The sequence below is a fragment of the Streptomyces sp. G7(2002) genome, assembly GCF_028870195.1.
Taxonomy (GTDB): domain Bacteria; phylum Actinomycetota; class Actinomycetes; order Streptomycetales; family Streptomycetaceae; genus Streptomyces; species Streptomyces nigrescens.
In genome coordinates, this window is sequence record NZ_CP102609.1 from 3,476,672 (window position 1) to 3,494,572 (window position 17,901).

A 17,901-nucleotide genomic window follows, 5' to 3' on the forward strand; every position below is an offset into this window, starting at 1 on the left:
CCCATGGCGCTCACGGAGCACCGGCCGTGCGGGCCGGGGCCGCCTCGCGACCGGCCCCGGTGGGGCACCAGCGGCGTCCGTCCCCGAGGGCCCGCTGCCGGGCGCCCGGGGCCGTGCGGCGGGCGCTACCCAGCGGCACCGCGTGCCGGCGCGGGCGCGCCTGGCGCGGCCCCGGGCGCCCGCCGACGGTCTACGCCGGAACGATGTTCACCAGCTTCGGCGCCCGGACGATGACCTTCCGGATGCCCGCGCCGTTCAGCGCCGTGACCACGGCCGGCTCGGCCAGGGCCGCCGCCTCCAGGTCCGCGTCGGAGATCGACGGGGCGACCTCCAGGCGGGCCTTGACCTTGCCCTTGATCTGCACGACGCAGGTCACGGTCTCGTCCACGACGTACGCCGGGTCGGCCACCGGGAAGTCCGCGTGCACGACGGAGTCGGTGCGGCCCAGCTTGCGCCACAGCTCCTCGGCGATGTGCGGCGCCAGCGGGGCGATCAGCAGCACCAGCCGCTCCGCGACCGTGCGCGGGACGGGGGCCCCCGCCTTGGTCAGGTGGTTGTTCAGCTCGGTCACCTTGGCGATGGCGGTGTTGAAGCGCAGGTTCGCCATGTCCTGGGTGACACCGTCGATCGCCTTGTGCAGGGCACGCAGGGTGGCCTCGTCCGGCTCGGTGTCGACGACGGTGACCTCGCCGGTCGCCTCGTCGACGACGTTGCGCCACAGGCGCTGCAGCAGCCGGTACTGGCCGACGACGGCCCGGGTGTCCCACGGGCGCGACACGTCCAGCGGGCCCATCGCCATCTCGTACAGGCGCAGGGTGTCCGCGCCGTACTCGGCGCAGATCTCGTCGGGAGTGACGGCGTTCTTCAGGGACTTGCCCATCTTGCCCAGGACGCGGCTGACCTTCTCGCCCTGGTAGTAGTAGCCGCCGTCGCGCTCCTCGACCTCGGCGGCCGGGACGGCGATACCGCGGCTGTCCCGGTAGACGAAGGCCTGGATCATGCCCTGGTTGTACAGCTTGTGGAACGGCTCGGAGGACGAGACATGTCCCAGGTCGTGCAGCACCTTGGACCAGAAGCGGGCGTACAGCAGGTGCAGTACGGCGTGCTCCGCGCCGCCCACGTACAGGTCGACGCCACCGGCCGGCTGGCCCTCACGCGGGCCCATCCAGTACTGCTCGATCTCCGGGTCGACCAGCGCCTCACTGTTGTGGGGGTCCAGGTAGCGCATCTCGTACCAGCACGAACCCGCCCAGTTGGGCATGGTGTTGGTCTCGCGGCGGTAGCGCTTGATGCCGTCGCCCAGGTCCAGGTCGACATGGACCCAGTCCTCGTTGCGGGACAGCGGGGTCTCCGGCTGGGTGTCGGCGTCGTCCGGGTCGAAGGTCCGCGGGGAGTAGTCCTCGACCTCGGGCAGCTCCAGCGGCAGCATCGACTCGGGCAGCGCGTGCGCCACACCGTCCTCGTCGTAGACGATCGGGAACGGCTCGCCCCAGTAGCGCTGCCGGCTGAACAGCCAGTCGCGCAGCCGGAAGTTGACGGTGCCCTCGCCGATGCCCTGGTCGGCCAGCCACTCGGTGATCTTCGCCTTGGCCTCCGTGACGCCCAGGCCGTCCAGCGAGACCGCCTCACTGGACGAGTTCACGATCTTGGCGTCGTACGAGGCGAAGGCGTCGTCCCAGGCCGAGGGGTCGGTGCCGCGGCCGTCCGACGGCTCGACGACACAGCGCATCGGCAGCTCGAAGGCGCGGGCGAAGGCGAAGTCGCGGCTGTCGTGGGCGGGGACGGCCATGATCGCGCCGGTGCCGTAGCCCATCAGGACGTAGTCGGCGATGAAGACCGGGACCTGGTCGCCGCTGATCGGGTTGGTCGCGAAGGCGCCGGTGAAGACGCCGGTCTTGTCCTTGGCCTCGGCCTGCCGCTCGACGTCCGACTTGGAGGCGGCCTGCTTGCGGTAGGCGGCGACGGCGTCGCCGGGGGTGGCGTGGCCGCCGGTCCACACGTCGTGGGTGCCCTCGGGCCAGGCGTCCGGGACGATGGAACCCGTGCCGTTGCCGTTGTCGGAGCCGGCGACCAGCGGGTGCTCAGGGGCCAGCACCATGTACGTCGCGCCGAACAGGGTGTCCTGGCGGGTGGTGAAGACGGTGATCTTGTCATCGCCCACCGGGAAGTCGACCCGGGCGCCCTCGGAGCGGCCGATCCAGTTGCGCTGCTGCAGCTTGATGGCCTCGGGCCAGTCCAGCGCGTCCAGGTCGTTCAGCAGCCGGTCGGCGTAGGCGGTGATGCGCATGTTCCACTGGCGCAGCTTGGCCTTGAAGACCGGGTAGTTGCCGCGCTCGGAGCGGCCGTCGGCGGTGACCTCCTCGTTGGCCAGCACCGTGCCCAGGCCGGGACACCAGTTGACCGGTGCGTCCGAGGCGTACGCCAGGCGGTACTCGCCCAGGATGTTGGCCCGCTCGATGGGGCTCAGCTCGCTCCAGGCCCGGCCGTCGGGGGTCGGGCGGGTGCCGGCCTCGAACTGGGCGACCAGGGTGTCGATCGGCCGGGCGGCGTCCGCCTCGGGGTCGTACCAGGAGTTGAAGATCTGCAGGAAGATCCACTGGGTCCACTTGTAGTACGCCGGGTCGATCGTCTCGACCGAGCGGCGCTGGTCGTGGCCCAGGCCCAGGCGGCGCAGCTGGCGCCGCATGTTCACGATGTTGGCCTCGGTGGAGACCCGCGGGTGGGTGCCGGTCTGCACCGCGTACTGCTCGGCGGGCAGGCCGAAGGCGTCGAAGCCCAGGGTGTGCAGGACGTTGTGGCCCGTCATGCGCTGGTGGCGGGCGTAGACGTCGGTGGCGATGAAGCCCAGCGGGTGTCCGACGTGCAGGCCGGCACCCGACGGGTAGGGGAACATGTCCATGATGAACTTCTTGGGGCGGGCCACCGGCTCGGCGTCGCCGGCCAGGTCCCCCTTCGGGTTCGGGGCCTCGTAGGTCCCGTTCGCCTCCCAGAAGTCCTGCCAGCGTGCCTCGATGTCGGCGGCCAGCGCGGCCGTATAGCGGTGCGGCGCCGCCGTCTCGGCGGAGGCACCTCCCGCGCTCTCGACAACGGGGGAGTTGGTCGTCTCGCTCATGCTCAAAGCTCCATCGATCGTCTCTGCCAGCGGAAACGCGCCAGATCCCCGGCACGCCGGAAACAAAAAGACCCCTCGCACAGGAGGGGAAGCCGCGCCGATTCCGACGGGGTCTGTCATCCGTCGGTACTGATCAGCGCGGCCCGCTAAGCAGAAGGCGTACGGCACGCATGGCGTCAGGGTACCGCAGGGCGTACGGGGCCCGCGCTGAGGATTACCCCAACGTGGGCCCCGCCCCCCTGTCACCCCGTCCTCCTACCGCCGCGTCGCCGGGGTCACGGCCGGCGCGGGGAGGCGGTGCCGCGCCCCGGCGTCAGGGGCGGTAGGAGCTCACATAGCCGGCGCCCGGCGTACCCACGCCCGTGACGTCGTCATAGCCGACCACCGCGCGCAGGGAGCTGTCCTGGCCCAGGCTGCGCAGCGAGGTCGTGGTGCCCTTGCTCGCGTCGGTGCCGTTGACGTAGTCGACGCGGACCACCGCCAGGTCTCGCCCGGCACCCAGCGGGTGATCGGTGACGTCGTGGTAGGCGGCGGTGCCGTAGCGCTGGTAGATGCCGGGGTTGGCGAAGCCGAGGGCGACGCCGTGCCGGGCCTGCTGGGCGAGCGCCTGGACGCCCGCGATCACCGGCGCGGCCAGCGAGGTGCCGCCGATGCGGTACTCGTCGTAGCCGAGCTTGCCGTCCGGCAGGGTCTGGGTCTGGCCGACCAGGAAGCCGGTGTTGGGGTCGGCGACCGCGGCGATGTCCGGGACGGTGCGCATCGCACCGCCGCCGTTCGCCTTCGCGAGCCCGTCCGGGACGACTCCGCGCTGGTAGAAGGGCTGCGCGACGGTCTTGCTGGTGCCGCCGCCGGCGCCGCCGTTGAAGGTGCCGGGGAAGCCGGTCCAGTCGTTGCCGTCCTTGGAGAGCACCGCCTTCCGGGTGCCCCAGCCGGTCTCCCACTGGTAGGAGTCGTGCTTGCCGACGGCCAGAGAGGTGCCGCCGACCGCGGTCACCCAGGCGGAGTTCGCCGGGGTGTCGACCTGCTTGGTGCCCGTATTGGCGACCTCGTCACCGTTGTCGCCGGAGGAGAAGTAGAAGCCGATGCCCTGCACCGCGCCCTGCTGGAAGATCTGGTCGTAGGCGGCGGCCACGTCCGGTGTCTCGTTCGCCTCGATGTCGCCCCAGGAGTTGGAGACGAGGTCGGCGAGGTGCCCGTCGACGATCTTGCCCAGCGAGTCCAGCAGATCGTCGTCCATACAGGAGGCGCCGCCGACGTAGACGATGTCGGCGTCGGGGGCGACGGCGTGGACGGCCTCGACGTCGAGGGTCTCCTCGCCGTACCAGCCGGCCGCGCCGCACTCCTTGATGTGCGTGTAGCCCTCCGGAAGCACCTGGGAGAGCTGGCCCCGGCGGTAGCGGGGGTCGCCGTGGCGGGCTGCGTACGTGTCCGCGTCCCGGGCGATGGTCGGCGAGGCGTAGGCGTCGGTGATCGCGACGGTGACGTTCTTGCCGGTCCACTTCTTCGCCCCGTAGGCGGCACGGAGCTGCTTGCCGGTGTAGCCCTTGATCGCGTACGGCGCCTTGCTCCCGTAGGCGGACGGCAGCGCCTTGTCGGTCCTGGAGCCGTAGTACGAGGAGAACGGGCCGGAGTTACGGAAGACACCTTCCGGCGGCGGCAGTTCGCCGGAGTGGTGCCTGGCCGGCCGCGGCGCGTTGTTCAGGCCGGTGACCGTCAGCACCGCGTCGGCCAGGGAGGCGGGCGCGGAGGCGGTGGTCGACGGGGCGTGGTAAACATGCCCGTTTTTGCGGTAGTTGTGCAGGTCGGTGGCGAAGGCGCGCTCAGCTGCGGCCACGTCGCCCTTGACCGCCAGATAGCGGTTGGTGGTGCCGGTGACCGTCAGGCCGGACGTCTTCAGCCAGTCGGTCACCTTGGCTATCTGGTCGTGCGTGGCGCCGTAGCGGGCGCGCACCTGGGCGGGGCTCAGGTACTTCCCGTACGCGGCGGAGTGCGGGTCGGACACGGCCCGCGCGCGGTCCGCGAGGCCCTTGGCGTCGCGGCCGGCCAGATAGACGCGGGCGGTGACGGCCGCGGAGGCGGAGGTGGCGCCCTGGTCGGCCTGCCGGGTGGCCCACAGGGGCTTGGTGCCCTGCAGCGCATGGCGACCGCCGTCGTGGCCCGCGGCGTCGGCGGCGGGCGCGCCGAGCGCGAGCGCACCGGCGACCAGCGGCAGCGTCGCTGCCCAGGCCAGACCGGCGCGGGCGCGCGGTGATCTGGTGCGGCTTGATCTCATGGAACCCCCTGTGTGGCGCTGCGGGGTGCCGCACTGCGCCGGTGTGCCGGTGTGCGGCACCGCACGAGCGGTGAAGGCGTGAGGGGTGACGCTCACGCGATGCGCCACTCTTTCGGTGAACCGTTCATGTCAGGGACATGCGATCGCCAAGATGCGCCCAAGGAACGACAAGGGCCGGTCAGGAAGGAACAGGGAGCGAACGGCCAACTCACCCTGGCGGACGCGTCACTGACCGGACAGCGGCACAACCACGGAGGAACTCCCGCCGGTTACGGCCCTAGGGCAACGCTCGGTCCGCATACGCACGACGAAGCAGGCCGTCCTATCGGACGACCTGCTTCGTTCATTGTGGAGCTAAGGAGAATTGAACTCCTGACCTCCTGCATGCCATGCAGGCGCTCTACCAACTGAGCTATAGCCCCGTATTCTGTTTCCGCCCGGTTCCCCGCTGCGGCATCGCCTACATTACACGGACCTCCCCGGCTTCTGCCAAATCGTTCTGCCAGGGGTCCTTCGGCGCGACGCGCGGTACTGTCGGCGATCTGTGCCCGATACGTCCTGGGGAGCCGTACGCCGTGACCGCGCTGGAGCTGGAGCAGCCCACCGAAGCCGGCGGCACCCACCCCGGCAACGGCCTCGTCCGCCGGCACCCGACCCTCGCGGCGGCCCTCGGCTGTCTGGTCTCCTTCGCGGTCTTCTGGACCGTGCAGCGCCTGCTGAACGTGACGATGATCGACCTGATGGTCTACCGGGCCGAGGGCTTCACCGTCCGCAACGGCGAGTCTCTCTACGACATGGTGGCGACCTCGGCGCACCTGCCCAACACCTACCCGCCCTTCGCTGCCCTGCTGTTCACCCCGCTCACCCTGCTCGGGGTTCCGGAGATGCGCGCCTGCGCCACCGCCGGGAACCTGCTGCTGCTCATCGGCGTCGTCCACCTCTCGCTACGGCTGGCCGGCCTGCCCCGGCGGCTCCCCCGGCCCGCCGCGACGTTCGCCGTCTCCGCGCTGCTGGTGTGGTGCGAGCCGGTCTGGACGACGCTGCGCTACGGCCAGATCAATCTGCTGATCGCCGTGCTGGTGCTGTGGGACCTGACCCGCAGGGACCACCAGCGGCTCGCGGGCATCGGCATCGGCATCGCGGCCGGCCTCAAACTGACCCCGGCGCTGTTCGCGGTGTTCCTCGCGCTGGCCGGCGCCGTCCGTGCCGGGCAGCTGCTCCGCTCCGGGGCGGGGGCCCGCGCCGCCTGGAACCCCTGGCTGCGGCAGGCCCTCGTCGCCACCGCCACCTTCCTGGCCACCGCGCTCCTCTCCGCGCTCGCGCTGCCACGCGACTCGTACCGCTTCTGGACCGAGATCGTGTACGCCACCGACCGGGTCGGTGAGGTGGAGATCACCGCGAACCAGTCGCTGCGCGGCGCCCTCGCCCGGCTGCTGCACACCCACGACCCGGGCGCCGCCTGGCTCGTGGTCGCGGGTCTGACCGCGGCCCTCGGTCTCACGCTGGCGGTCGGGGCGCTGCTGCGCGGGCAGCGCGCCTGGGCGGCCGTCGCCTGCGCGGCGACCGCACTCCTGGTCAGCCCGATCTCCTGGTCCCACCACTGGGTGTGGTGTGTACCGATGCTGATCCTGCTCGGCTCCGAGGCGCTGCGCCGGACGGGCACCGCGGCCCGCCGCTGGTGGGCGATGACCGGCGCGCTGGGGCTGCTCTTCTGCTCGTTCGCGCTGTGGTGGGTGCCGCACCGCTGGCACCACCACGAGGAACTGCACCAGAACGGCGTGCAGATGCTGCTCTCCGGCGGCTATCCGCTCGCCGGTCTCGCGCTGCTGGCACTGACCGGGGCCCGGCTGTGGCGGCTCAGGGGGCGGGCGGGGCAGAGCGACGCACGCCCATTCGCCGAGGCCGGTAGCGGCAGCAGCAGCTGAACCGTGCGCCCGCACTGCGGAATTGCGCGGTGCGCGTCTCATATCCGCCACAACGCCCCCGACCACGACGGCAGTTCCGCCTGACCGGAACCGTCCGGAACTGCCCGGAACTGCCTGAGACGGCGTCAAGGAGGGGGCACGCTCACTCAGCGGCCCCTTGGGGCGGCGGTCCGCTCAGGCCGTGGCGAACGAGTAGAAGCGCTTCAGCGTGCAGTGCTCGTCCAGCAGCCGCCCGTAGATCGGCTCCCCGTCGAGCTCCCGGTAGGTCTCGATGGGGTCGCCTTTTATGACCAGGGCGCGGGCGCATTCCTCGCACCAGTACTGGTAGTCCGCGTTGACGGGTTCCATGTCCCGGACGATCGGCGTACCGCTGCCGCACCAGTCACATTTCCTGCTGTGGGCGCCCATCCATCAGCTCCAACTGTGGCCGCAGGCCGTACAAACGAAGGAAATGCCGCCGTTGTCGCCCAGCACCTGTGCGACATGGGAGGAGCCGCACGACGGGCACTGCAGGGCCGTGTCGTCGCTGCTGCCCACGGAGGCGGGGCCGTCAACGGGGCAGGTGAAACGGAGCGCGTATTCCGGCAGCCAGTCATAGCCTTGCGCCCCGGCCACTTCGAGCAGGTCATTGACCTCCTCGAGGATGCTCGTGGGCATCGCGATCTCTCCTCCCCTGCCGGCGCCGTCCGATTCTGCCACGGACCGCGGGCCGGGTCAGGCCCGCCTTCGCGCCACCCCGGCCGGCCGCACCGCCGGTCATGGGGCCCGGCCACGCCCCGAGCGGTGAGGTAACCAGGGGCCGGCGGCGGCACCACATACGAAACACGCCCCGACCGCACCGTGGCCCCGCACAACGCAGAGATCCCGCCTCCATGAGGAGACGGGATCATCCGGGTTGTGGAGCTAAGGAGAATTGAACTCCTGACCTCCTGCATGCCATGCAGGCGCTCTACCAACTGAGCTATAGCCCCGGATCTTGTTCCGCTCCCCCGGGTTTCCCCCCGGCGGCGCCGCGAACAAGAAGAACTTTAGCCTGCGACCTGCCCAGATGTGAAATCCGGTCGGCCGGGGCCGCCCTGCGGGCTCAGTCGTCGTCGCCGAGCACCGGCTCCGGCAGGGTGCCGGCGTTGTGTTCCATCAGGCGCCAGCCGCGCGCGCCCTCGCCCAGCACGGACCAGCAGCAGTTCGACAGACCGCCCAGGCCCTCCCAGTGGTGGGCCTCCAGGCCGAGCAGCCGCCCGATGGTGGTGCGGATCGTGCCGCCGTGGCTGACCACGACCAGGGTGCCGTTCCCGGGAAGCTTGTCCGCGTGGTTGAGGACGACGGGGGCGGCCCGGTCGGCCACCTCGGTCTCCAGCTCGCCGCCGCCGCGGCGCACCGGCTCACCGCGCTTCCAGGCGGTGTACTGCTCGCCGTACTGCGCGAGGATCTCGTCGTGCGTGAGCCCCTGCCAGGAGCCCGCGTAGGTCTCCCGCAGGGCCGCGTCATGCGTCACGTCGAGCCGGGTCAGCTCGGCCAGCTCGCGCGCCGTCGCCGAGGCCCGCTGCAGGTCGGAGGCGATGATGGCGTCCGGCCCGAGGGCGGCGAGCAGCCGGGCGGCGCGCCGTGCCTGGCCGACGCCCGCCTCGGTCAGCTCGATGTCCGTCGACCCCTGGAAGCGGCGCTCCAGATTCCAGGCGGTCTGGCCGTGACGCCAGAGGACGATGCGGCGACCCTGGCCGCTCTTGGTGGCGTTCAGAGCAGCTCACCGTCCTGTTCGCCCGCCGTGGCGTCGGCGTGCTCAGCGGCCTTGCCGCGGGTGGCCTTCGCCTCCTCGGGGAGGTCGATCTCGGGGCAGTCCTTCCACAGGCGCTCGAGCGCGTAGAAGACACGCTCCTCGCTGTGCTGGATGTGCACCACGATGTCGACGTAGTCGAGCAGCACCCAGCGGGCCTCGCGGTCGCCCTCGCGGCGGACCGGCTTGGCACCGAGGTCCTTGTTGAGCCGTTCCTCGATCTCGTCGACGATCGACTTGACCTGGCGGTCGCTGGGCGCCGAGGCCAGCAGGAAGGCGTCGGTGATCGAGAGGACGTCACTGACGTCGTACGCGATGATGTCGTGCGCGAGCTTGTCGGCCGCGGCCTGGGCGGCGGCGTTGATGAGCTCGATGGAGCGGTCCGTGGCGGTCACAAGCGGCTTTCCGGTTCGAGGGCAGCCTCTCCGGCCGGGCAGGGGCGCTGGCTCGCTGCGGAGCCGCGGCGCGCGCCGCAGTCCCCATGGGCAACCGGATCGGCGGTCAGGTACTCCCCAAGGGTCTCACGGACCACCGACACTCCCGGCTGTGTTTTCGAACCCACCGGTCAGTTCCGGTGTCCGGGCTGGTCAGCGCCGGGGCCGGGGCTGCCGGGCCCCGCCGGTCACCACCGGAGGGGCCGGGCGCGTCCGGCCCGTCAGCCCTTGTAGTCCCGCCCCAGCACCACGGTGATGTCGGCGTTCGAGGCGCCCTTGCCCTGCCTGACCGCGCCCGCCGGCAGCCCCAGTGTCTTGGCGACCTCCGCGGCCTTGGCCTTCTGGGCGGCGTCCGCGTAGGTGATCCGGGACGCGGAGGCGGCCGCGCCGGCGGTGCCGTCGTCGACGAAGCTGTAGCCGCCGTTGAGCAGCGCGACCTTCGCCTTGTTGGTGGCGGCCGCGGTTCCGGTGGCGTTACGGACCGCGACCCGGGCGGCCGCGTCGGGCGCGGTCTTCTTGACCGTGCCGCCGAGCACGTCCTTGACCACGCTTGCCGAGGTGGTCTGGCTGAGCGTCCCGTTCGCCTGCACGGGCAGCAGGGTGGTGCGGTACGCGCCGGTCTTCGCCAGCTCGGCCCGCTGCGCCAGCGAGCTGCCCAGCTGGGCCTCGGTGAGCGGCGGATCGAGGACCTGGAGCAGCGTCTTCACGGTGGTGGTGGCGCCGTCGGCGTCGCTGGAGACCTTCTTCAGGGTCGCCTGCATGACCTGGCCGAACCGCTGCAGCTGCTTGGTCTGGGGCTCACCCGGCGCCAGGTGGGTGGCGTAGGCGACGGCGGCCTGGCCGTTGAGGTCCTGGGCGCTGCCCTGCTTGACGACCGGGGAGGCGCCCTTCTTGGCGCCCGGGACGGTGGCGTCGGTGTCGAGGGTGATCCCGCCGACCGTCTCGACGAGGTTCTCCAGGTAGGGGGTGTCCAGCCGCCAGCTGGCCTTGAGGTCGGCGCCCAGGAGGTTGTTGAGGGAGTCCCGGGTCGGCTCGGTGCCCTCGTCCTTGACCGACTTGGCGAGCGTCGTGGTCGTGCCGTCGTCCTTGGAGACGAGGAGGCTGTTGGGCAGGAGGACGGTGGTGCCCTTGTGGGTGGTCTCGTTGTCCACCAGCAGCGCCGTCGAGCTGTTCCCCGTCTTGGTGTCCCGCAGATGGACGACGAGGACATCGCGCTTCTGCCCGGCGCCCGCGGCCGCCGCACCGGCGTCCGGCCCGGCCACGCCCGGCAGCTTGCCCGCCCACCACAGATAGCCGACACCGCCAGCGACCAGCAGGGCCAGCACGACGGACAGCGCGACGATCCGGCTGCGGCCGCGCCGCTTGGCCTCCTCGCGCCGCTCGGTGCGGCTCTCGGTGAACTTCAGCCAGTCGATGACGTCTTCGGAGTCCTCGTCCGGCTCCTCGATGAAGGAGAACTGCTCGGTGCCGTACTCGGGATCGTCGGCGGAGGGCCCGGCGGGGCCGCTCGCGGTGTCCGGCCCGGCGGTGTCGTCCGGGGCGCGGCGCTGCGCCGGCGGCCGGGGCGGGCCGTCCTGGCGCTGCGGGGCGGGCTCCTCGTAGCGGGGCTGCTCCCCGTAGGGGACCTGCTCGTACGGGGACTGCTGGGCCTGCTGCGGGATCCACTCCTGCTGCTGGTGCGACGGCTGCTCGGGGCTGCCGTACGGGTCGTACTGCTGCGGATAGCCGGGCTGGGCCTGCACCTGCCGGCCGCCGTAGGCGTCGTAGCCGTACTCCTGCTGCGCCTGGTACGGCTGGTGGCCGCCCTGGTAACCCTGTGCGGCCTGGCCGCCGCCCTGTTGGCCGCCGTACGGGTCATAGCCCTCGTAGGCGGACGGGGCGGTCTGCTGCCCGTACGTGTCGTAGTGCTGCTCGTACGACGGCTGTGCGGCGTCGTGGTACACCGGCTGCCCGTAGGCGTCATAGGTGTAGCCCGGCTGCCCCTGCTGCTCCTGGGCATACGGGTCGTGGGCATACGGGTCCTGCGGCCCGTACGGATCCTGTCGGTCGCTCACCGGTGCCCCTTTCCGTCAGCCCCGTCAGCGGTCGTTGCGGTACAGCTCTTTTTTGTCGATGTAGCGCACCACACCGTCCGGCACCAGGTACCAGACCGGATCCCCCTGGGCGACGCGCGCCCGGCAGTCGGTCGAGGAGATGGCCAGCGCCGGCACCTCGACCAGAGACACCGCTCCCTCGGGCAGCCCGGGGTCCGCGAGGACATGTCCGGGCCTGGTCACCCCGATGAAGTGGGCGAGCGAGACCAGCTCCGCGGCATCGTGCCAGGTCAGAATCTGGCTGAGCGCGTCGGCGCCGGTGATGAAGAACAGATCCGCGTCACGGTGTTCCTCACGCAGATCACGCAGCGTGTCTATCGTGTACGTCTTGCCGCCGCGGTCGATGTCGATACGGCTGACGGAGAACTGCGGATTCGACGCGGTCGCGATGACCGTCATCAGATACCGGTCCTCTGCCGGGGACACCGTCTTGTGGCTCTTCTGCCACGGCTGTCCCGTCGGCACGAAGATGACCTCATCGAGGTGGAACTGGCTGGCCACCTCGCTGGCGGCGACCAGGTGTCCGTGGTGGATCGGGTCGAACGTCCCGCCCATCACTCCGAGTCGCCGCTTCACGGGCCCTGTGTGCTCTCCCATGCGTGCAGACCCTACTGGGCGGCGCGCGATGCCGGGGGCCGGGTGCCGGGGCTCAGCGGTCCCGGTTGAAACGGGTCGTGATCCAGAGCAGGAGGAGCAGGATAAAAAGGGCGCCGCCGCCGGTCACGAAGGGGCTGAGGCTGGCGTGACCGCCCTCGTGTCCGGGTTCGGCGGCGAGGGTGGCCAGGGACTGTGCGGTGGTGTGCAGGCTCATCGTCGGCAGGACCAATCCGGGCTGGGGTCGGGCAGAGACTTCCACCACATCGTAAGCGTCGGCCCACTGCGGGCCCACGGCGACTCCGCCCGGAAGCGCCCCGGGACGCCGTCGGAGGTCAGTCCTGGCCGTAGCCGCGCAGCAGGAACCAGGCGAGCAGGACGGCACCCACGACGCCGCCGATGATCACGGTGCGCAGGATCCAACCGGGCCCGGCATCCTTGGCGGTCTCCTGGGCTGCGGCGAGCAGCACGCTCTGATACGGCACGACGGTGCACTCCCTCAGGTACGGGCGGCCCGTGTCGTCATGTGTACGAGCCTGTGCGGGTATTGGTGCGATCGCCAGCGTACGCCCGAGCATCCATTCGCCTGTCGGTGGCGTCCTCTAGTCTGAACACACGCAGTCGAACAGGGGGAGGCCCCAATGACGGAGAGCCCAGACGGCAGCGCGAACGTACCGAGCCGGGACCGGCGGCGATTCCCCGGAATCTCGTCGCGGTCGTACGAGCACCCGGCGGACCGCTCGGCGCTGGTGGCGTTGCGCAAGCTGAGCGGGTTCGACACCGTCTTCAAGACGCTCAGCGGCTTGTTGCCGGAGCGCAGCCTGCGGCTGCTGTTCCTGTCGGACTCGGTGCGGGTGAGCGACCAGCAGTTCGCGCACCTCAACGACATGCTGCGCGATGCCTGCTACATCCTGGACCTGGAGAAGGTCCCGCCGATGTACGTGAACCAGGACCCGCAGCCCAATGCCATGTGTATCGGTCTCGACGAGCCGATCATCGTGGTGACGACCGGTCTGGTCGAGCTGCTGGACGAGGAGGAGATGCGGGCGGTCGTCGGCCACGAGGTCGGACACGCACTGTCCGGGCACGCCGTTTACCGCACGATTCTGCTGTTCCTGACGAATCTGGCGATGAAGGTCGCCTGGATCCCGCTGGGCAATGTCGCGATCATGGCGATCGTGACGGCACTGCGCGAGTGGTTCCGCAAGTCGGAGCTGTCGGCCGACCGTGCCGGGCTGCTGGTCGGACAGGACCTGCAGGCCTCGATGCGCGGCCTGATGAAGCTGGCCGGCGGCAATCATCTGCACGAGATGAATGTCGACGCCTTCCTCAAGCAGGCGGACGAGTACGAGTCCGGCGGCGATCTGCGCGACTCCGTGCTGAAGATCCTCAACCTGCTGCCGCGCAGCCACCCGTTCACCACCGTGCGGGCGGCCGAGCTCAAGAAGTGGGCGGCCAGCCGCGACTACCAGCGGATCATGGACGGCCACTACCCGCGCCGTGACGAGGACAAGGACACCTCGGTCTCCGACTCGTTCCGGGACTCCGCCGCCCACTACGCCGACTCGATGCGCAACAGCAAGGACCCGCTGATGGGCCTGGTGCGCGACATCGCGGGCGGTGCGGGCGACTTGGGCGGCAAGCTGCGCGACACGGTCTTCCGTGGCGGGCCGCGCCCCGACGGCCCGGGCGGCGCCAACGGAAGCGGTGGAGCCTCGGACGGCTCCTAGCGCATCGGATGGCTCGGCTTCGGCTGGGCGGAGGGCGCCAGCTCACCGCAGAGGGAGGGGTTGGCGCGGTCCCTGGCGTACGGGTCGGTGCCCGTGGGCCGGTCGTTGCCGGCGTGCTGTCCCGCGAACAGCGGGCGCAGCGCGTCGGCCGGCTTCGAGGAGCAGGCCAGCGGCCCTGCCTGCAGACTGCTCTGCAGCACCTCCAGGCGGTGGTCGCTGAGGTTGTCGCGGGTCAGCCGGAAGTGCACCTCACGGCGGACGGTGACCAGCGAGGCGGCGCCCGGCGTGGGCTTGCCGGTGTCCTTGGCCGATGCCCCGCCCGGTGCGCCGGGGGCGGGCCGGACGGCGTAGACGAAGGTGTAGTCGGCGGTCACATCGAGGGCGTCCGGGCTCAACTCCGAGGCGGACAGCGTGCCGTTCACCCGTACGTCCCGGTCGGCGAGCCGGGTCTGCCGCGGGTCGAAGCGGACCAGCCAGCCGGTCGCGGCATCGTGGCCGTTGTCGTCGGGGTGCGCCAGGCTCCGGTCGAACTGGTCGAGTTGGCGGGTGTCGAGCAGCAGCCGCACCGGCCGTACGGATCCTCCGGTGAGGGTGTCCGGGTCCAGCGAGGAGCGGACGATGTAGTCCTTCGCCACGGTCAGCGCGGAGACGATCTGGCCGTCGGAGAAGTGCTCGGTGCGGGCGACGGGGGGCAGATTGACGCCCGCGGCGCCGATCCGGTAATTCGCCGCCGGGCTGTGCGCGAAGAGGTCCTCAGGGGTCGCGCCGGGTACCGTCCCGATCGGCGCCAGCGGCACGACCGCGGAGCGCAGCGGCTGCGCACGGACCGTCTCCGGGGCCTTGTAGGGGTGCCGTACACCCATGTAGACGGCGGTGCCGAAGGCGAGCACGATCAGCAGCACCAGCAGGATGGCCTGCCGGGAGCCGCCCATCCGCATCCACGCGTGCCGGGTCTTGACGGCCGGGGAGTGGTGCTCGCCCAGCCGCTCGTCCGCGGAGAATTCCTGCAGCCGCGCAGCCCGAACGAACGATTCGTCGAAGACGACGGATCGGTACTCGTCCTCACCGCCTCCCGGGGCGCCGTTGGGCGTCCCTTCCGGAGGGTCACCAGGCCCGGTCATACAACAAGAGTAGGTCGGGCGGGGCGATCGTAAACGCGGGGACGCCGGGCAACTTCGCCGGACGATGCGGTTTCAGGCGTCCGATTTGCGGGAAGTGTGCCACGCCGTCAGTGCGGCCTGGGCACCGCCGAGAACGACGGGCGCAGGGGTTCGGCCGAGGGCGGCGACGGCAGGCCGGGGCGGGCCGTACGGACGCTGTCCGTGCCGCCCGTGACCGGGGAATCCACCCCGCTGGAGGTGGGCGCCGGAGCCGGGGTCTGGGTCCGCCCGGCGGAGCCCCGGTAGACGGCGCTGAAGGCCAGCGCGACCAGCCCGATCCCCATCACCACGGCCAGCACCCAGGCGACCGGCCGGTGCCAGCGGGTGCTGCCGCGGTAGGGACGCAGCGCACCGCCGTAGGGGCCGTACGGGTCATGTGGCGGATAGTCGCCGTACTCCCCGTCGTCGTACTCTCCGTAATCGGCGTAGCCGTCGTAGTCGTCGGTTTCCCGGCCGCGCCGGCGTCTGCGGGGGCCGGTCTCGTCCGGGTCGTCGCCGTCGGGTCCGAAACCGGGCCCGGAGCGGGCCGCCTCGGCCTCGGCGCGCGCCTCGGCGGCGGCCAGCATCCGCTCGACCGCCGAGGGTTCATGAATCCGGGCCGACCGGACGAATTCCTCGTCGAAGACCACGGAGGCGAATTCTTCGTCCGCTTTTCCGTGGCTCCCGTGGTGGTGCTCGTCGGGCTCTTCACCGTCCGGGAACGGCTTGCCCCCCACGTCGTCCGGCACCCGTCCAGGTTAGCCCCGGCCGGTCATTTTGGGCAGGGAGAACGGGGAATCCGGGGGACGTTCAGCGGGTGTGGCCGTCGCCCGTGACGATGTACTTCGTGGACGTCAGTTCCGGCAGTCCCATGGGGCCGCGGGCGTGCAGCTTCTGCGTCGAGATGCCGATCTCCGCGCCGAAGCCGAACTCACCGCCGTCGGTGAACCGGGTGGAGGCGTTGACCGCGACGGTGGTGGAGTCCACCAACTGGGTGAAGCGGCGGGCGGCGGCCTGCGAGGTGGTGACGATGGCCTCGGTGTGACCGGAGGTCCAGCGCCGGATGTGCGCCACCGCCGCGTCCAGGTCGGGCACCACGGCGGCCGCGATGTCGTACGAGAGGTACTCCGTCGCCCAGTCCTCGTCGGTGGCGGGGGCCACCAGTCCGGGGCCGGCCTGCTGCCAGGCGGCGTCACCGTGCACGATGACCCCGGCCTGGGTCAGCGCCTCCAGGGCGCGCGGCAGGAACTTCTCGGCGATCCCGGCGTGCACCAGCACCGTCTCCGCGGCGTTGCAGACGCTGGGCCGCTGTGCCTTGGAATTGATCAGGATGTCGACGGCCATGTCGAGGTCGGCGGCCTCGTCGACGTAGACGTGGCAGTTGCCGGTGCCGGTCTCGATCACCGGGACGGTGGACTCCTCGACGACCGTACGGATCAGGGACGCGCCGCCGCGCGGGATCAGCACATCGACCAGGCCGCGGGCGCGCATCAGCTCCCGCACCGAGTCACGGCTCTCGCCGGGCACCAGCTGCACCGCGTCGGCGGGCAGTCCGGCGCTCTGGACGGCGTCGCGCAGCACCTCCACCAGGGCGCTGTTGGAGGCGTACGCGGAGGACGAGCCGCGCAGCAGCACGGCGTTGCCGGACTTCAGGCACAGGGCCGCGGCATCGACCGTCACATTGGGCCGGGCCTCGTAGATGATCCCGATCACGCCGAGCGGGACCCGGACCTGCCGCAGGTCGAGACCGTTGGGCAGGGTCGAGCCGCGCACCACCTCGCCCACCGGGTCGGGCAGCGCCACGACCTGGCGGACGTCGGCGGCGATGGCCGCGATCCGCTCGGGGGTGAGGGTGAGCCGGTCCACGATCGACTCGGCGGTGCCCGCCGCCCGGGCCTTGGCGATGTCCTGGGCGTTGGCGGTGACGATCGCGTCGGTCCGCTCCACCAGGGCGTCGGCGATGGCGAGCAGCGCTGCGTCACGGGCCGTACGCGGCAGTGGCGCCAGGACGGCGGCTGCCTCCCGCGCGCGGCGGGCGGTCTCGAGGACGGGCGAGGAGTGCGATGCGCTGCTGGTCATGGCCGCAGCCTAGCGGGGCGGCAGGCCGCGGCCACGCCGTATCTCACAGCGCGGGACGCGGACGGCCGAGGATCAGAACGGGTGGACGCCGACCGGGGAGGCCGGCGGTGGGCCGTACCCCTCCGCGAGGCGCTGGTGGTAGGTCTCGCGGTCGATGACTTCCAGGCCGACGATCTCCCACGGCGGCAGCTTGGCCGTCGAGCGGTGCTCGCCCCACAGCCGCAGGGCGACCGCCGCGGCGTCGTGCAGGTCCCGCGCCTCCTCCCAGTAGCGGATCTCGGCGTGATCGTTGGCGTAGCGGCTGGTCAGCAGGAACGGATGGTCGTGGGCGAGCTGCTCCAGGGCCCGCCGGACCTCCTTCAGCGGGGCCTCGGCGCCCGAGACGCTGAGCGTGATGTGCCACAGCCGGGACGCCTCCCGGCGCCCGCCCTCCGGTGCGTGCTGCGCCGCCCCGTCACGCTCCGTACCGCGGTCGTCCGGCCGGGCGGCGTCCTCGCCGGTCCCGACGCTGGTCAGGGTGCGCTCCGCCGACCCTCGGGGCGGTGCCCCTGGGCGCCCTCGTCTCACCGGCGGCCTCCTGTGATGCGAATCGCTCCGCCCTCGGGGGTGCGGAGCCGTCGTACGTCGGCGGGTGCGCGTGCGCGCTGCGGGCGCCGCTCCCCTACGGCGCCCCCGCAACAAAGTTGACCAGCCCGCGGCCCGTCGCGGGGGCGTTTTCCCCAAGGTCTCCATGGAAAGGCCGGTCTTCA

16 protein-coding genes and 2 tRNA genes are annotated in these 17,901 nt (G+C 71.4%); 2 read left to right on the forward strand and 16 right to left on the reverse strand.

The genetic code is table 11. The annotated features are described in order from the left end of the window. Nucleotides 1-190 precede the first annotated feature (190 nt). The 3 genes from NUT86_RS14410 to NUT86_RS14420 all read right to left on the reverse strand — a co-directional run bounded on the left by NUT86_RS14410 (nt 191) and on the right by NUT86_RS14420 (nt 5,806). The gene (locus tag NUT86_RS14410; RefSeq protein ID WP_159488274.1) at nt 191-3,112 is read right to left on the reverse strand and encodes a leucine--tRNA ligase; all 2,922 of its coding nucleotides are present in this window, start codon (nt 3,110-3,112) and stop codon (nt 191-193) included. A 313-nt stretch (nt 3,113-3,425) separates the two neighbouring features. Next, a complete protein-coding gene (locus NUT86_RS14415; protein ID WP_159488273.1) occupies nt 3,426-5,384 on the reverse strand; it encodes a S53 family peptidase in 1,959 nt (652 codons plus the stop codon). A gap of 349 nt (nt 5,385-5,733) precedes the next feature. Beyond that, nucleotides 5,734-5,806, reverse strand: a tRNA-Ala gene (locus tag NUT86_RS14420). Between the two features lie 153 nt (nt 5,807-5,959). On the opposite strand from NUT86_RS14420, the gene NUT86_RS14425 reads away from it, so the two are divergent. Continuing rightward, the gene (locus tag NUT86_RS14425; protein ID WP_274735568.1) at nt 5,960-7,309 is read left to right on the forward strand and encodes a glycosyltransferase 87 family protein; all 1,350 of its coding nucleotides are present in this window, start codon (nt 5,960-5,962) and stop codon (nt 7,307-7,309) included. A gap of 174 nt (nt 7,310-7,483) precedes the next feature. Here NUT86_RS14425 and NUT86_RS14430 read toward each other — a convergent pair whose 3' ends face one another. The 9 genes from NUT86_RS14430 to NUT86_RS14470 all read right to left on the reverse strand — a co-directional run bounded on the left by NUT86_RS14430 (nt 7,484) and on the right by NUT86_RS14470 (nt 12,689). Then, entirely contained in the window at nt 7,484-7,717 is a 234-nt protein-coding gene (locus tag NUT86_RS14430) for a hypothetical protein (RefSeq protein WP_004571982.1), read from the reverse strand. 3 nt (nt 7,718-7,720) lie between these two features. Continuing rightward, nucleotides 7,721-7,966, reverse strand: a complete 246-nt coding sequence (locus NUT86_RS14435) for a hypothetical protein (RefSeq protein ID WP_018088233.1) — start codon at nt 7,964-7,966, stop codon at nt 7,721-7,723. 241 nt (nt 7,967-8,207) lie between these two features. Beyond that, nucleotides 8,208-8,280: transfer RNA gene (locus NUT86_RS14440), tRNA-Ala, on the reverse strand. Nucleotides 8,281-8,393: 113 nt separating this feature from the next. Continuing rightward, nucleotides 8,394-9,047 (reverse strand): histidine phosphatase family protein, encoded by a 654-nt coding sequence (locus NUT86_RS14445; protein ID WP_026169391.1) that lies wholly within the window; start codon nt 9,045-9,047, stop codon nt 8,394-8,396. Then, the gene (rsfS, locus tag NUT86_RS14450; protein ID WP_018088235.1) at nt 9,044-9,478 is read right to left on the reverse strand and encodes a ribosome silencing factor; all 435 of its coding nucleotides are present in this window, start codon (nt 9,476-9,478) and stop codon (nt 9,044-9,046) included. The genes NUT86_RS14445 and rsfS overlap by 4 nt, the downstream gene beginning before the upstream one ends. Nucleotides 9,479-9,738: 260 nt before the next feature. Beyond that, nucleotides 9,739-11,571 carry a LytR C-terminal domain-containing protein gene (locus NUT86_RS14455; RefSeq protein WP_274735581.1) on the reverse strand — a complete coding sequence of 611 codons (1,833 nt, stop codon included), beginning with the start codon at nt 11,569-11,571 and terminating at the stop codon, nt 9,739-9,741. A 24-nt stretch (nt 11,572-11,595) separates the two neighbouring features. Next, nucleotides 11,596-12,207: a nicotinate-nucleotide adenylyltransferase gene (gene nadD / locus NUT86_RS14460; RefSeq protein WP_051104039.1), complete on the reverse strand. Its 612-nt coding sequence runs from the start codon at nt 12,205-12,207 to the stop codon at nt 11,596-11,598. 52 nt (nt 12,208-12,259) lie between these two features. Further along, on the reverse strand, nt 12,260-12,421 hold the full coding sequence (locus tag NUT86_RS14465; RefSeq protein WP_018088238.1) for a hypothetical protein: 162 nt from the start codon (nt 12,419-12,421) through the stop codon (nt 12,260-12,262). Nucleotides 12,422-12,539: 118 nt separating this feature from the next. After that, on the reverse strand, nt 12,540-12,689 hold the full coding sequence (locus NUT86_RS14470; protein ID WP_018088239.1) for a hypothetical protein: 150 nt from the start codon (nt 12,687-12,689) through the stop codon (nt 12,540-12,542). A 156-nt stretch (nt 12,690-12,845) separates the two neighbouring features. On the opposite strand from NUT86_RS14470, the gene NUT86_RS14475 reads away from it, so the two are divergent. After that, on the forward strand, nt 12,846-13,934 hold the full coding sequence (locus NUT86_RS14475; RefSeq protein ID WP_018088240.1) for a M48 family metallopeptidase: 1,089 nt from the start codon (nt 12,846-12,848) through the stop codon (nt 13,932-13,934). Here the strand turns inward: NUT86_RS14475 and NUT86_RS14480 are convergent. The 4 genes from NUT86_RS14480 to NUT86_RS14495 form a co-directional block, all read right to left on the reverse strand. Continuing rightward, the gene (locus NUT86_RS14480) at nt 13,931-15,055 is read right to left on the reverse strand and encodes an SCO2583 family membrane protein (protein ID WP_274735586.1); all 1,125 of its coding nucleotides are present in this window, start codon (nt 15,053-15,055) and stop codon (nt 13,931-13,933) included. The genes NUT86_RS14475 and NUT86_RS14480 overlap by 4 nt on opposite strands. Before the next feature lie 107 nt (nt 15,056-15,162). Continuing rightward, nucleotides 15,163-15,822 carry an SCO2584 family spore wall biosynthesis protein gene (locus NUT86_RS14485; RefSeq protein WP_018088242.1) on the reverse strand — a complete coding sequence of 220 codons (660 nt, stop codon included), beginning with the start codon at nt 15,820-15,822 and terminating at the stop codon, nt 15,163-15,165. A 61-nt stretch (nt 15,823-15,883) separates the two neighbouring features. Then, on the reverse strand, nt 15,884-17,152 hold the full coding sequence (locus tag NUT86_RS14490) for a glutamate-5-semialdehyde dehydrogenase (protein ID WP_018088243.1): 1,269 nt from the start codon (nt 17,150-17,152) through the stop codon (nt 15,884-15,886). A gap of 72 nt (nt 17,153-17,224) precedes the next feature. Further along, entirely contained in the window at nt 17,225-17,719 is a 495-nt protein-coding gene (locus NUT86_RS14495) for a hypothetical protein (protein WP_018088244.1), read from the reverse strand. Nucleotides 17,720-17,901: the final 182 nt, after the last annotated feature.